Origin of the sequence: Stenotrophomonas maltophilia (assembly GCF_002799245.1) — a bacterium.
GTDB classification, from domain to species: Bacteria; Pseudomonadota; Gammaproteobacteria; order Xanthomonadales; family Xanthomonadaceae; genus Stenotrophomonas; species Stenotrophomonas maltophilia_S.
In genome coordinates this window covers 1,039,906-1,053,684 of sequence record NZ_NEQV01000002.1, presented here as the reverse complement: position 1 = coordinate 1,053,684, position 13,779 = coordinate 1,039,906, and the positions used below count along the sequence as shown (strand labels likewise).

Here is a 13,779-nt window from a genome sequence, read left to right as displayed (position 1 = left end):
GAGCTGAGAGCCAATCCACCCCTGCTGGATAGCCGCCACGCATGAATCCGATTGTCCGCTGGTTCCACCAACTCGGTTCGCCTCCCACGTTCGACCGTTTCGCTGCCCGCTGGTCGCGGGTGTTCTACCTCGCTGCGCTGCCGGTGCTGCTGGTCGGCATGTGGCAGGCGCTGCTGGTGGTGCCGCCGGAAGCGAAGCAGCTGGACAGCTTCCGTATCCTCTACATCCATGTGCCCAGTGCCTGGATGAGCCTGTTCGTGTTCGCGCTGATGGCGCTGTATGCCGCCATCGCGCTGATCTGGCGGATCAAGGTCTGCGAGATCCTGGCCATGGCCTGCGCGCCGATGGGTGCGGGCTTCACCCTGATCACCCTGTTGACCGGCAGCATCTGGGGCAAGGGCACCTGGGGCACCTGGTGGGACTGGGACCCGCGCATGACCAGCGAACTGGTGCTGCTGTTCCTGTACCTGGGCGTGATCGGCCTGTACCACGCCATCGAGGACCGCCGCAGCGCCGCGCGCGCGGCCGGCCTGCTGGCCATCGTCGGTGTCAGCCTGCTGCCGGTGATCCGCTACTCGGTGGACTGGTGGGGCGGCCTGCACCAGCGCCAGTCGATCAACGTGTTCGGTGAATCGGCGATCAGCAGTGCGATGATCGCGCCGCTGTGGTGGATGGTGATCGGCACCAAGTTCTGGTTCGCCGGTTCGGTGCTGGCCAAGGCCCGCGCCGACAATCTCGACCGCGAGGCCGGCAAGGCCTGGGTCGGTGGTCGCGTCGATGCCGAACGCCCGGCCCCGGAGACCCAGCCATGACCCACCTGCCCTATGTGATTGGTGCCTACGCCGTGTTCGTGCTGGTGCTCAGCGCCGATGCCATCGGTTCGTGGCTGCGCCTGCGCCTGGCACGCCGGCTGGCACTGGCCCGTCAGCAGCGGCAGCAGACGCGCGCCGGCCGGCAGGACGCAGCCGCCCCGCTGTCGACGGAGCTGGAACGATGACCCCGGTACAGCGTCGCCGCCTGGTGTGGGTGCTGCTGGCCCTGCTCGCTTCCGGCCTGGCCACTGCACTGGTGGCGATGGCGCTGGAGCGCAACATCGCCTACCTGTATACCCCCTCGGAAGTACTGCGCGGCGATGTCGATGCGCAGTCGCGCTTCCGCCTCGGCGGCATGGTGGTGAAAGGTTCCTTCAACCGCCCGGTCGGCTCGCTGGAGGCACGCTTTGAAGTGACCGACGGCGACGCGCAACTGGCGGTGACCACGTCGCGGATCCTGCCGGACATGTTCGCCGAAGGTACGGCGGTGGTCGCCAGCGGCCGCATGCAGGACGGCACCTTCGTCGCCGATGAAGTGCTGGCCAAGCACGACGAGAAGTACGTGCCGAAGGAAGTGGCCGACAAGATGGGCGACGCCCACCGCAAGCACGACGTGCCGGTGACGGCACCCGAGGTGCGCTGAGTGCTGCCCGAACTGGGTCAGATCCTGATGCTGTGCGCGTTGCTGGCCTCGCTGCTGCAGGCCGGCCTGCCGCTGGTCGGTGCGCAGCGCAACAACACGGCCTGGATGGCGGTGGCACGGCCTGCCGCCTTCGCGCAGCTGCTGCTGGTCGCCGGTGCGTTCGCGGTGCTGACCGCTGCGTTCGTGCAGCAGGATTTCTCGGTGCGCTACGTGGCCGAGAACTCCAATTCGCTGCTGCCGATGATCTACCGCTACTCGGCGGTATGGGGGGCCCACGAGGGCTCGCTGCTGATGTGGGCGCTGGTGCTGGCGCTGTGGACCGGCGCGGTGGCGCTGTTCTCGCGACACCTTCCCGCGCCGGTGCAGGCACGCGTGCTGGCGGTGATGGGCGTGGTCAGCGTCGGCTTCCTCGCCTTCCTGATCTTCACCTCCAATCCGTTCCTGCGCCTGAACCCGGCGCCGCTGGAAGGTCGCGACCTCAATCCGCTGCTGCAGGACCCGGGGCTGATCATCCACCCGCCGATGCTGTACCTGGGCTATGTCGGCTTCGCGGTGCCGTTCGCGTTCGCGGTGGCCGCACTGCTGGAAGGCCGCGTCGATGCACGCTGGCTGCGCTGGACGCGGCCGTGGACCAACGTCGCCTGGGGCTTCCTGACCCTGGGCATCGCGTTGGGCAGCTGGTGGGCCTATTACGAACTGGGCTGGGGCGGCTGGTGGTTCTGGGACCCGGTGGAAAATGCCAGCTTCATGCCGTGGCTGGTCGGTGCCGCATTGATCCACTCGCAGGCCGTCACTGAAAAGCGCGGCACCTTCGGCAGCTGGACCCTGCTGCTGGCGATCGCCGCCTTCGCGCTGTCGCTGCTGGGCACCTTCCTGGTGCGCTCCGGCGTGCTGACCAGCGTGCATTCGTTCGCTGCCGATCCCTCGCGCGGACTGTTCATCCTGGTGTTCCTGTCGCTGCTGGTCGGTGGCAGCCTGCTGCTGTTCGCACTGCGCGCCAACCAGCTGAGCGTGGACGCCGACGATCCGCGCCGCGGCTTCACGGCCACCTCGCGCGAGACCCTGCTGCTGGCCAACAACCTGCTGCTGGCCACCGCCTGCGCGATGGTGCTGCTCGGCACGCTGTACCCGCTGCTGGCCGATGCGCTGTCGCTGGGCAAGATCTCGGTCGGCCCGCCCTACTTCGGCAGCCTGTTCCTGCTGCTGATGGCACCGATGATCCTGCTGCTGCCCTTCGGCCCACTGGTGAAATGGCAGCGTGACCAGCCCTCGCGCGCTTTCGCGCTGCTGGCACCGTGGCTGGGCCTGGCGCTGCTGCTGGGCGCGCTGGCCTGGTGGCAGGCGCCGCAGAACGGCTGGAAGGCCGGCATCGGCGTGGCCGCTGCGGCCTGGGTCGCACTCGGCACCGCACGCTTCGTCTGGCAGCGCCTGCGCGGCAATGGCCGCTTCACCGCCGAAATGCTCGGCATGATCATCGCCCACACCGGCATCGCCGTGTTCCTTGCGGGTGCGCTGCTGGTGGAGGCGCTGAACGTGCAACGCGAAGTGGCGCTGGCACCGGGCCAGCAGCTGGTGGTCGGTCGCCACGAAGTGCGCTTCGAGGGCGTGGACCATCGCGAAGGCCCCAACTTCATCGCCGACCGTGGCCACCTGCGCGTATTCCGCGACGGCCGCGAGCTGGCCCTGCTGCATCCCGAGAAGCGCCAGTACGCCAGCGGCGGCCAGGTGATGACCGAGGCCGGCATCGATGCACGCTTCGACGGCGATGTCTACGTGGCATTGGGCGAGCCGCTGGGCAACAATGCATGGGCGGTCCGGGTGCACATCAAGCCGTTCGTGCGCTGGATCTGGCTGGGCGCGCTGTTGATGGCCCTGGGCGGATTCATCACCGCCGCCGATCGCCGTTTCCGTCGTCCGTAGGAGTTCCCATGTCCGAGTCCCCCGCCCCACGCCCCTCCCGCCCGCTGCCGCCGGTAGCCATCGTGATCGGCGTGCTGTTCTTCTTCGGCCTGCTCGGGCTGATGATCTACGGGGTGATGAAATCGGGTGACCCGCAGCGCGACGTGCTGCCGTCGGCCTTGATCGACAAGCCGGCACCGGCGTTCGCGCTGCCGGTGCTGCACGACCCGGAAATGATCGTGCACAGCGACGACCTGCGCGGCGCGCCCTACCTGTTGAACGTCTGGGGCAGCTGGTGCGCGGCCTGCCGCGAAGAGCACCCGGTGTTGACCCGCTTCGCCGAAAGCAAGCGTGTGCGCGTGATCGGCTACAACTGGAAGGATGACCCGACTGACGCGCTGCACTGGCTGGAGCAGCTGGGCAACCCGTTCATGGTCGTGCTCAGCGATGTGGAAGGCCGCACCGCGATCGACTGGGGCGTGACCGCCGCACCGGAAACCTTCCTGGTCGATGGCAGCGGCATCGTGCGCTGGAAGTACAGCGGTGCGATGACCCAGCGCGTGATCGACGAGAAGCTGATCCCGGCACTGCAGAAGATCGAGAAGGCCCAGGGCAGTGCCGGCAACACCCTGCATACGGCGCCCTGAGCCCATGCGCTGGCTGCTGGCGCTGCTGCTTCTGATGCTGCCGCTGGCCGCGCCGGCCCAGCAGCCGCTGCACGACCCCCAGCCGCTGCAGTTCCGCAATGACGCCGAGGAGCGCCGCTTCCACGACCTGGCCGCGCAGCTGCGCTGCGTGCAGTGCCAGAACCAGTCGCTGGCCGATTCGAACGCGCAGATCGCGCAGGACCTCCGTCGCGAGGTGCTGCAGCTGATGCAGCAGGGCCACGACGACGCACAGATCAAGCAGTTCCTGGTCGCCCGCTACGGTGAGTTCGTGCTCTATCAGCCGCCGTTGCAGCCGGGTACCTGGCTGCTGTGGGGCGGCCCCCTGCTGGTGCTCGGCGCCGGTGCACTGGTGGTGCTGGGCATTGTCCGCCGACGGGGTCGCAGCGTCGGCGCCGCAGCGGCCGGCAAGGCCGATGAAGGAGACGGATGGTGAGCCATTGGCTGCCGGTGCTGGCCGGCCTGGTTGCTGCGCTGATGGCAGCGCTGGTGCTGTGGCCACTGCGCCAGCATGGGCGCCGCGGTTTCGCGGTGGGTGTGCTGGCGCTCGGCGTGGCCGGCGCCTGCCTGTATCTGCTGGTCGGTGACCCGCGTGCGGCGCAGGTGCAGCCGGCGCCATCGGTGGCCACATTGCGCGACGGCGTGCAGGCCCTGCAGGACGCGCTGAAGCGTGATCCGCAGCGTGCCGATGGCTGGGCATTGCTGGGTCGTTCGCAGGCCGAGCTCGGCAATGTCCCGGCCGCAGCAGAGGCCTTCGCGAGGGCCGCCGCATTGGCTCCGGAAGATCCAGGCGTGCTGGTGGAGGCTGCGCAGGCGCGCGCGCAGGCCGATGCCGGCAAGCAGTTCGATGACACCGCGATGGCCTGGTTGCAGCAGGCGCGTGCACAGGCACCCGATGCCGAGCGCGCCAGCTGGCTGCTGGGCATCGCCCTGCGCCAACGCGGAAGGAATGCCGAGGCCGCCGATGTGTGGAGCAGCCTGCTGCCACGGCTTGAACCCGGCGCTGCGCAGGCGTTGCAGGCGCAGATCGCCATCGCCCGCGAGGCCGCCGGCCAGGCACCCGACGCCGCCCCTGCGGCGCCACCGGCACTGCTGCAGGTGCGCGTGCAGCTGCCTGCGTTGAACAACGCGCAGTGGCCGCCCGGCACCCAGGTGTTCGTACTGGCACGGGCCGTGGGTGGACCGCCGATGCCGGTCGCCGCACGCAGGCTGCCACTGGCCGGTTTCCCGGCCCTTGTCGGGCTGGGCGACGCTGACAGCCCAATGCCGACCGCACCGCTGTCGGCCCATCGCGAAGTGGAAGTGCTGGCGCGCATCTCGCGCACCGGCAGCGCCAATCGCAGCGAGGACGATCTGCAAAGCCTCCCGGTGAAGGTAAGCCTGCCGCATGAGGGCGTGGTGGAGCTGCGGTTCCCGTGACCTGTAGAGCCGAGCCCTTGCTCGGCTGCGGTTGGGTTGCCGGCGCCGGGCAGCCGAGCATGGGCTCGGCTCTGCAGTAGATCCACGCCATGCGTGGATACGACGGTCCGGTCCGCATCCATCCACCGATGGAAACCAGCGTGTCGCCAGCTCCACATGCGGCACCGCTAGAATGCCTGCATGACCGAATTCATCCCGCCCGGCACCCGCTTCCATGCCCTGCCCTCGCCATTCCCGTTCAAGCGCGGCGGTGCCCTGCACGGCGCACGCGTGGCCTACGAGACCTGGGGAACGCTGGCGGCCGACGCCAGCAATGCGATCCTGATCGTGACCGGGCTGTCGCCCGACGCGCATGCCGCAGCCAACGAGGCCAACCCTGCGCCGGGCTGGTGGGAAGCGATGGTTGGCCCTGGCAAACCGATCGATACCCACCGCTGGTTCGTGGTGTGCGTGAATTCGCTGGGCAGCTGCAAGGGCTCGACCGGCCCCGCTTCGCTCAACCCGGCCAGCGGTGAGCCCTACCGCCTGGACTTCCCCGAGCTGTCGATCGAAGACGGCGCTCGCGCCGCGATCGAGGTGGTGCACGCACTGGGCATCGAGCGGCTGGCCTGCGTGGTCGGCAATTCAATGGGCGGCATGACCGCACTGGCCGTCCTGATGCTGCACCCGGGCATTGCGCGCAGCCACGTCAACATTTCCGGCAGTGCGCAGGCGCTGCCGTTCTCGATCGCGATCCGCTCGCTGCAGCGCGAGGCGATCCGCCTTGATCCGCGCTGGAATGGCGGTCACTACGATGATGCCGAGTACCCCGAGTCCGGCATGCGCATGGCGCGCAAGCTGGGCGTGATCACCTACCGTTCCGCGCTGGAGTGGGATGGCCGCTTCGGCCGCGTGCGGCTGGATTCGGACCAGGCCGACGACGATCCGTTCGGCCTCGAATTCCAGGTGGAAAGCTATCTGGAAGGCCACGCACGGCGCTTCGTGCGCTTCTTCGATCCCAACTGCTACCTGTACCTGAGCCGCTCGATGGACTGGTTCGACCTGGCCGAGTATGCCGACGGCGACGTGTTGGCCGGGCTGGCGAAGATCCGGGTAGAAAAGGCGCTGGCGATCGGCGCCAACACCGACATCCTGTTCCCCGTGCAGCAGCAGCAACAGGTCGCCGACGGCCTGCGTGCCGGCGGCGCCGATGCGCGCTTCATCGGCCTGGAATCGCCGCAGGGCCATGACGCCTTCCTCGTCGATTTCGAGCGTTTCGGCCCGGCCGTGCGCGGCTTCCTCGACGCGCTGTAGTGGCGTGGCGGCGCAACCTCGCGCTGGCCGCGTCCGGCGCGTTGATCGCGCTGGTAATCAGCGGCGTGCTGCCGCTGTGGCTGGGCGGCTGGTTCCTGCTGGCCAGCGCGGTGTCGTTCGGCCTGTACGGCCATGACAAGCGCGCCGCCCAGCGCAAGCAGTGGCGGATTCCCGAGCGTACCCTGCAGCTGCTGGCCTTTGCCGGCGGTTGGCCTGGCGCGCTGCTGGGCCAGGCGCTGTTCCGCCACAAGCACCGCAAGGCCTCGTTCCAGTGGGTATTCTGGCTGTGCGTGCTGGCCAACGTGGCCTCGATCGCGGTGATGCTGCGCGAGTTCTCGCGATAGCCAACCTGTAGAGCCGAGCCCATGCTCGGCTCCGTACAGAGGCAGCCGAGCATGGGCTCGGCTCTACAGTAGATCCACGCCACGCGCGGATGTGCATCGGTCAAAGTTCGCGGACCAGGGCGCCATCGCGCAACCGGTACTGCGCATCGACCACACCTTCGGGCAGGTCGTCGTGGGTGATCATCAGCAGGCTGCGCCCGTCCAGCAACCCGGAAAGGTCCTGCAACAGCCCGCGTGCGGTATCCACGTCGAGGCCTTCGGTCGGTTCGTCCAGCAGCAGGATCGGTGCATTGCGCAGCAGCGCACGGGCCAGCGCCAGCCGCCGCGCCTGGCCGGCCGACATCGTCGCACCGTTCTCGCCCACCCAGGCCTGCAGGCCACCGTTGCGCTCGGCCCATTCGCCCAGTCGCACGCGGCGCAGCACCGCCCACAACGCGGCGTCGCTGGCTTCGGGATCGCCCAGCCGCAGGTTCCCGGCCACGCTGCCGGCAAACACCGGCGCGTTCTGTGGCAACCAGGCCAGCTGCTGGTGCCAGTCAGCCTGGGCGAAGTCGCGCAGATCACGGCCGCCATAGGTCAGCCGCCCCTGTTGCGGGTCCCACAGCCGCAGCAGCAGGCTGGACAGCGTGGTCTTGCCACTGCCGCTGTCGCCGCGAATCGCGATGCGCTCCCCCGGCGCCAGGGTCAGCTGCAGCCCGGACAGCACCGGCCGCACTGCACCGGGCCACTGGAAATGCACGTCATCCCAGTGCACCCGCGCGGCCTGCGGCACCGCCTGCGGTGCCTGCGGATCCTCCACCGTCGGCGGCTGCTCGACGATGGCCTGCAACCGATCAGCGGCGATACGCCCGGACTGCAGCGATTGCCAGGCCAGGCCCATGCCGGCCCACAGCTCGATCAGCGCAACGGTGAGGAACACCAGGCCCGCCGCCATTTCCGGCGCGATGCGCTGCTGTTCGGCCGCGTGCAGCGCCAACGCCAGCATCGCCACCAGCCCCAGCCCCGCGATCACGCCATGCAGGGTCGAGGCCGCGATCAGGCGCCAACGCCGACGGCGGTCCCGCGCGGCCAGCTGCTTGGCCGCCACGCGCACCTTCAACTGCCAGGCCGCATCGGCATGCAGCGCGGCCAGATCGCCCGCGCCCTCCAGCCCTTCGAATGCGGCAGTGCGCAGCGCGGCACGGTGCGCGGCGCGATCGGCCTCTTCATCATCGTGGCCACGCACACCCAGCCACGGCACGCCAAAGGCGATCAGCAGTGCAAGTACCGCCAGCAGCAGCGCCGCCGACGGCAGGATCAGTGCCGCCGATGCCACCGCCACCAGCGACAGCGCGCCCAGTGCCACCAGCGGCCCGATCGCGCGCACCAGCAGGCCATCCACTTCGCCGATGTCACCGAGCAGGCGCGCCAGCAGGTCGCCGGTGCGCGTCGCGCCCAGCCGTGCTGGTGCCAACGGCAGTGCACGGCGGAAGAACCACACGCGCAGATCGCGCGCGATGCGCAGGGTGGCATCGTGGCCGACCAGCTTTTCGAAGTAACGCGACACGATGCGCGCCATGGTCAGCCCGCGGATACCGGCCGAGGGCGAGAAGAAATTGAAGCCCTGGCCGAGGCCGGCCGCACCGGCCAATGCAGCAGCGGTGAGGAAACCACCGGACAGGCCCAGCAGCGCAGTGCCGGCCAGCATGGTGGTCCACAGCAGCAGCATCGTCAGCAGCAGGCGCGGCCGATGGCGCAGGAACACCGTGCGCAGCGAATCGGGCGAACGGCTCATGCGCGCACCGCCTGCGCCGGCTCGACCAGGCGGCCTTCCGGCAGCAGCAGGCAACGGTCGGCCCAGGCGATCACTGCCGGGCTGTGGGTGGCGACCACCACGCTGCGGCCACGCGCATACGCGGCAAGGCTGCGCAGCAGGGCCGCTTCGGTATCGGCATCGAGGAAGGCGGTGGGCTCATCCAGCAGCAGCACCTGCGGATCGCGCAGCAGCAGCCGGGCCAGGCCGATGCGGCGTGCTTCGCCACCTGACAGGCCGAAGCCGCGCTCGCCGATCATCGTGTCCAGCCCCTGCGGCAGGCGCTGCGCGAACTGCAGCACCTGCGCGGCCTCGGCCACCGCTCGCAGGCGCGCATCGCTGGCACCCGGATCGGCCAGCCGCAGGTTGTCGGCGATGCTGCCATGGAACAGGTACGGCCGCTGGCTGGCATAGGCCACCTGCACGCCACGGCGCAGCTGCAGCCTGCCGGCGCGCGGCGGCAGCCACCCGGCCAGTGCTTCCAGCAGCGTGCTCTTGCCCGATCCGCTGGGGCCGACCAGGGCCAGCCGCTGGCCCGGTTCGAGCAGCATGTCCAGATCCTGCAGCACGTCCTCCGTCGCACCCAGCGGGCGCAGCGCCAGCCCCTGCGCCTGCAGCGGCGGCAGCGCGGCCTCGGCCGGCTCCGCCGCCAGCGGCGCGATCTCGTTTTCAATCAGGCCCTGCTCGTCGGGCAGCGACTGCAGCAGCCGTTCCACTTCGGCCGCGGCAGCCAGCGCATTGGCGCGGTCGTGGTAGTGCGCAGCCAGGCGGCGCAGCGGCGCATAGAATTCCGGCGCCAGCAGCAGGCAGAACAGGCCCGCGCCCAGCGTCGGCACCACTGCATGCAGCGACATCATGCCGAGGTAGCTCAGGCCCAGGTACAAGGCCACCATCGCCACGCTTACCGAGGCGAAGAATTCCAGCACCGTGGACGACAGGAAGGCGATGCGCAGCACTTTCAGCGTCCGCACGCGCACGCCTTCGGCGGCCGCCTCGATCCCCTCCAGCTCGGCTTCGCCGCGGCCATACAGGCGCAGCAGGCCCAGGCCCTTGATGCGGTCGGCGAAGTGGCCGCTCATCCGCGCCAGCTCGCCCAGCTGGGCACGGCCAGCGGCTTCGGCGCCCCAGCCCACCAGCATCATGAAGAACGGCACCAGCGGTGCGGTGAACAGCAGGATCAGCGCCACCACCCAGTCGACCCAGGCCACCGCGGCCAGGATCAGCAGCGGCACCACCACCACTTCGGTGCGCACCGGCAGGAAGCCGCTGTAATAGCTCTCGATCGCGTCGCCGTGATGCAGCATCAGTTCGCCCAGCTCGCCGGTGCGGCGCTGGCGCAGCCACAACGGTCCATGGCCAAGCAGGCGCGCAAACACGCGTTCACGCAGGGCCAACCGCGCGGCATCGGCCACATCACCGGCTGCGGCCTGGGTGGCGCTGCCCAGCAGCGTGCGCAGCACCAGGATTGCCGCCAGCCCGCCCAGCACCGGCAGCCCCGAGGCCAGCGGTGCGCGCTGCACCAGCACCTGCTGCACCAGCCAGGCAATGGCCGCGGCCTGGCCGATCAGCAAGGCACCGGACAGGCTGATGCACAGCGCCGCCAGGCGCTGGCGGCCTCGAGCAGGGCGTGCCAGGTCTGCCAGCCAGGCCGAGCGGGCACGCCGCTGGCGGGCGGCTTCAGCATCCGGGGAAAGGCCGTCAGGGGTCGTTTCGGCAGCGCTCAAGGGTCTTCACGGGCAACGGGGGCGACACGGCATTGTAGGCGCAGGCAACAGCCCACCCCTGCGGCCAGCGGTCGCAGTCTTCATCAGGTTCGCATACGATCCCTTCGCACACCTGTTCATACATTGATCTGGATCAAGGCTGTTTGAAGTAGTCGGTCACATCATTCACGTCGTAGACCACCCTTCCCGCCACCTGCAACGGCACTATCCAACGAGGTAGCCAGGCCATGATTGATCAGACAGTCGTAGAACTGTCGCGGCTGCAATTCGCGCTGACCGCGATGTACCACTTCCTATTCGTACCGCTCACCCTCGGCCTGTCCTTCATGGTGGCCATCATGGAGAGCGTGTACGTGATGACCGGCAAGGAGATCTGGCGCAGGATGACCCTGTTCTGGGGCGTCCTGTTCGGCATCAACTTCGCCATGGGCGTCGCCACCGGCATCGTCATGGAGTTCCAGTTCGGCATGAACTGGTCCTACTACAGCCACTACGTGGGTGACATCTTCGGTGCGCCGCTGGCCATCGAAGGCCTGATGGCGTTCTTCCTGGAAGCCACCTTCGTCGGCCTGTTCTTCTTCGGCTGGAACCGCCTGAGCAAGGTCAAGCACCTGATGGTGACCTGGCTGATGGCACTCGGCACCAACCTGTCGGCGATCTGGATCCTGATCGCCAACGGCTGGATGCAGAACCCGACCGGTGCGGTTTTCAATCCGGAAACCATGCGCATGGAGGTCGTCGACTTCATGGCGGTGGTGTTCAACCCGGTGGCCCAGGCCAAGTTCGTGCATACCGTCAGCGCCGGCTACGTGACCGGTGCGGTGTTCGTGATGGCGATCAGCGCCCTGTTCCTGCTGCGCAACAAGCACAAGGACCTGGCCCGTCGTTCGTTCGCGGTGGCCGCGGCCTTCGGCCTGCTGTCGTCGCTGTCGGTGGTGGTCCTGGGTGACGAGAGTGGTTACGCCGCCAGCGAACACCAGAAGATGAAGCTGGCCGCGATCGAAGCGATGTGGGAGACCGAGCGTGCGCCGGCCGACTTCACCGCCTTCGGCATCCCGAACCAGCAGACCCACCAGAACGACTACGCGGTGAAGATCCCGTACCTGATGGGCCTGATCGCCACCCGTTCGTTGAACCAGCCGATTCCGGGCATCCTGGAACTGGTCGAGCGTGCCGAGCACCGCGTGCGCGGTGGCCAGCTGGCCTACGGTGCACTGGAACGCCTGCGCGCCAACAAGAACGACCTGGAAGCGCGTGAGATGTTCGACCGCCACTGGCAGGATCTGGGCCACGGCCTGCTGCTCAAGCGCTACCGCGATGACATCCTCAACGCCACCCCGCAGGAAATCTCGCAGGCGGCGATGGACACCGTGCCGCGCGTGATGCCGCTGTTCTGGACCTTCCGCGTGATGGCCGGCCTCGGCTTCTACCTGATCGCCTTCTTCGCCCTGGCCTTCTACTACTCGTGCCGCAACAACTTCCAGGACAAGCGCTGGTTCCTCAAGGTGGCCCTGTGGACGCTGCCGGCACCGTGGATCGCGATCGAGTGCGGCTGGTTCGTGGCCGAGTACGGTCGCCAGCCGTGGGCGGTTGATGGCGTGCTGCCGACCTTCTATGCGGCATCGGGCCTGGCCCTGCATGAGATCGTGCTGACCCTGGCAGGTTTCACCGCGATCTACACCGCGCTGATCGTGGTCGAGATCAAGCTGATGCTCAAGGCGATCCGCAAGGGTCCGGACGAGGTGCTGCCGTCGCTGCAGTCGCCCCAGCCGCATGCTTCCCACAATGCCTCGGCGCCGGCCGCCGGCCAGGCCTGAGGCAGGAGAACCACGATGGATTTCATTCTTCTGGACTACACCACGCTGCGCGTGATCTGGTGGCTGCTGCTCGGCATCCTGCTGATCGGCTTTGCCGTGATGGATGGTTTCGACCTGGGCGTGGGCACCCTGCTGCCCTTCGTTGCCCGCAACGACGCCGAACGCCGCCTGGTGATCAACACCATCGGCCCGGTATGGGAAGGCAACCAGGTGTGGCTGGTGCTCGGTGGCGGTGCGATCTTCGCCGCCTGGCCGCCGCTGTATGCGGTCAGCTTCTCCGGGTTCTACCTGGCGATGTTCGTGATCCTGTTCGCCCTGATCCTGCGTCCGGTCGGCTTCAAGTTCCGCAGCAAGATGCCCAGCGAACGCTGGCGCAACACCTGGGACTGGGCGCTGTTCATCGGCGGCTTCATCCCGGCGCTGATCATGGGCGTGGCGGTGGGCAACGTGGTGCTGGGCGTGCCGTTCCACTTCGATGACAGCATGCGCATCTTCTACACCGGCTCGTTCTTCGGCCTGCTGATGCCCTTCGCGCTGCTGGCCGGCCTGCTCAGCGTGTCGATGCTGGTCGCCCACGGTGCCGCCATGCTGGTGCTGAAGACCGACGGCCCGGTGGCCGAACGTGCAGCCCGCTTCGGCAGCATCGCCGCGATCATCGCCTTCGTGCTGTTCGCGGTGGGCGGTGCCTGGGTGGCCTTCGGCCTGCCGGGCTACCAGATCACCTCGCAGGTGGTCACCGATGGCGCCACCAATCCGCTGCTGAAGACCGCCGAACTCGGCGCCGCCGGTGGCTGGATGCGCAACTACAGCGCGATGCCGGCCACGATCCTGGCCCCGCTGCTGGGCCTGGCCGGCCTGCTGGCCAGTGCGGTGCTGCTGCGTGCCCGCCGCGGCGGCCTGGCCTTCATCGCCTCCGGTGCGGCCATCGCCGGCATCATCCTGACCGTCGGCTTCGCCATCTTCCCGTTCCTGCTGCCGTCCTCGAGCCAGCCCACCTCCAGCCTGACCGTGTGGGACGCCTCGTCCAGCCACCTGACGCTGTGGATCATGCTGCTGGCCACGGCGGTGTTCCTGCCGATCATCATCGCCTACACCACCTGGGTGTACCGCGTGCTGAAGGGCAAGACCACCACCGAAGAGATGGGCAACAACCCGAACGCTTACTGATTGCTTGCCAGTGTGCCGACCAACGGTCGGCACCTACCCGGAATGAAGGAGACTGATCATGTGGTATTTCGCCTGGATTCTCGGTGCCGGACTTGCATCGACGGTAGCCATCCTCAACGGCATGTGGTTCGAAGCCCGCGAGCAGAACCGTATCGAGAAAGAAAATCGTCACTGAGCCGTAAAAAAGCCTTGCCGCCCTGGCCT

General features: G+C 68.3%; 14 protein-coding genes. 12 read left to right on the top strand and 2 right to left on the bottom strand.

Annotated features, from left to right (window positions below):
• Positions 1 to 41 precede the first annotated feature (41 nt).
• From ccmC to B9Y64_RS10630, 9 genes are all read left to right on the top strand, one after another.
• The gene (gene ccmC, locus B9Y64_RS10670; protein ID WP_100440629.1) at positions 42 to 812 is read left to right on the top strand and encodes a heme ABC transporter permease CcmC; all 771 of its coding nucleotides are present in this window, start codon (positions 42 to 44) and stop codon (positions 810 to 812) included.
• Positions 809 to 997, top strand: a complete 189-nt coding sequence (ccmD, locus tag B9Y64_RS10665) for a heme exporter protein CcmD (protein ID WP_100440628.1) — start codon at positions 809 to 811, stop codon at positions 995 to 997. Before ccmC ends, ccmD begins: the two co-directional genes overlap by 4 nt.
• Positions 994 to 1,455 carry a cytochrome c maturation protein CcmE gene (gene ccmE, locus B9Y64_RS10660; RefSeq protein ID WP_100440627.1) on the top strand — a complete coding sequence of 154 codons (462 nt, stop codon included), beginning with the start codon at positions 994 to 996 and terminating at the stop codon, positions 1,453 to 1,455. Before ccmD ends, ccmE begins: the two co-directional genes overlap by 4 nt.
• Positions 1,456 to 3,375 carry a heme lyase CcmF/NrfE family subunit gene (locus B9Y64_RS10655; protein WP_100440626.1) on the top strand — a complete coding sequence of 640 codons (1,920 nt, stop codon included), beginning with the start codon at positions 1,456 to 1,458 and terminating at the stop codon, positions 3,373 to 3,375.
• Between the two features lie 8 nt (positions 3,376 to 3,383).
• Positions 3,384 to 4,001: a DsbE family thiol:disulfide interchange protein gene (locus B9Y64_RS10650; RefSeq protein WP_100440625.1), complete on the top strand. Its 618-nt coding sequence runs from the start codon at positions 3,384 to 3,386 to the stop codon at positions 3,999 to 4,001.
• 4 nt (positions 4,002 to 4,005) lie between these two features.
• On the top strand, positions 4,006 to 4,455 hold the full coding sequence (locus B9Y64_RS10645) for a cytochrome c-type biogenesis protein (protein WP_100440624.1): 450 nt from the start codon (positions 4,006 to 4,008) through the stop codon (positions 4,453 to 4,455).
• Complete coding sequence (locus B9Y64_RS10640; RefSeq protein ID WP_100440623.1) at positions 4,449 to 5,438, top strand: tetratricopeptide repeat protein; 990 nt, start codon at positions 4,449 to 4,451, stop codon at positions 5,436 to 5,438. Before B9Y64_RS10645 ends, B9Y64_RS10640 begins: the two co-directional genes overlap by 7 nt.
• A gap of 180 nt (positions 5,439 to 5,618) precedes the next feature.
• Positions 5,619 to 6,731: a homoserine O-acetyltransferase MetX gene (metX, locus tag B9Y64_RS10635; RefSeq protein WP_100440622.1), complete on the top strand. Its 1,113-nt coding sequence runs from the start codon at positions 5,619 to 5,621 to the stop codon at positions 6,729 to 6,731.
• Positions 6,731 to 7,075: a DUF1294 domain-containing protein gene (locus tag B9Y64_RS10630; protein WP_100440621.1), complete on the top strand. Its 345-nt coding sequence runs from the start codon at positions 6,731 to 6,733 to the stop codon at positions 7,073 to 7,075. Before metX ends, B9Y64_RS10630 begins: the two co-directional genes overlap by 1 nt.
• 100 nt (positions 7,076 to 7,175) lie before the next feature.
• Here the strand turns inward: B9Y64_RS10630 and cydC are convergent, their stop codons facing one another.
• Both cydC and cydD read right to left on the bottom strand, forming a co-directional pair.
• Positions 7,176 to 8,849, bottom strand: a complete 1,674-nt coding sequence (gene cydC, locus B9Y64_RS10625; protein ID WP_100440620.1) for a thiol reductant ABC exporter subunit CydC — start codon at positions 8,847 to 8,849, stop codon at positions 7,176 to 7,178.
• The gene (cydD, locus tag B9Y64_RS10620) at positions 8,846 to 10,591 is read right to left on the bottom strand and encodes a thiol reductant ABC exporter subunit CydD (RefSeq protein ID WP_100440619.1); all 1,746 of its coding nucleotides are present in this window, start codon (positions 10,589 to 10,591) and stop codon (positions 8,846 to 8,848) included. The genes cydC and cydD overlap by 4 nt, the downstream gene beginning before the upstream one ends.
• Positions 10,592 to 10,818: 227 nt before the next feature.
• Between cydD and B9Y64_RS10615 the strand changes: the two genes are divergently transcribed.
• Genes B9Y64_RS10615 through cydX form a run of 3 tightly spaced genes read left to right on the top strand, consistent with a single transcriptional unit; the run spans position 10,819 to position 13,750 of the window.
• Positions 10,819 to 12,408, top strand: coding sequence for a cytochrome ubiquinol oxidase subunit I (locus tag B9Y64_RS10615; RefSeq protein WP_100440618.1), 1,590 nt, complete (start codon positions 10,819 to 10,821; stop codon positions 12,406 to 12,408).
• A 15-nt stretch (positions 12,409 to 12,423) separates the two neighbouring features.
• Positions 12,424 to 13,575: a cytochrome d ubiquinol oxidase subunit II gene (cydB, locus tag B9Y64_RS10610; protein ID WP_100440617.1), complete on the top strand. Its 1,152-nt coding sequence runs from the start codon at positions 12,424 to 12,426 to the stop codon at positions 13,573 to 13,575.
• 58 nt (positions 13,576 to 13,633) lie between these two features.
• Positions 13,634 to 13,750 (top strand): cytochrome bd-I oxidase subunit CydX, encoded by a 117-nt coding sequence (gene cydX, locus B9Y64_RS10605; protein WP_008268311.1) that lies wholly within the window; start codon positions 13,634 to 13,636, stop codon positions 13,748 to 13,750.
• Positions 13,751 to 13,779 lie beyond the last annotated feature (29 nt).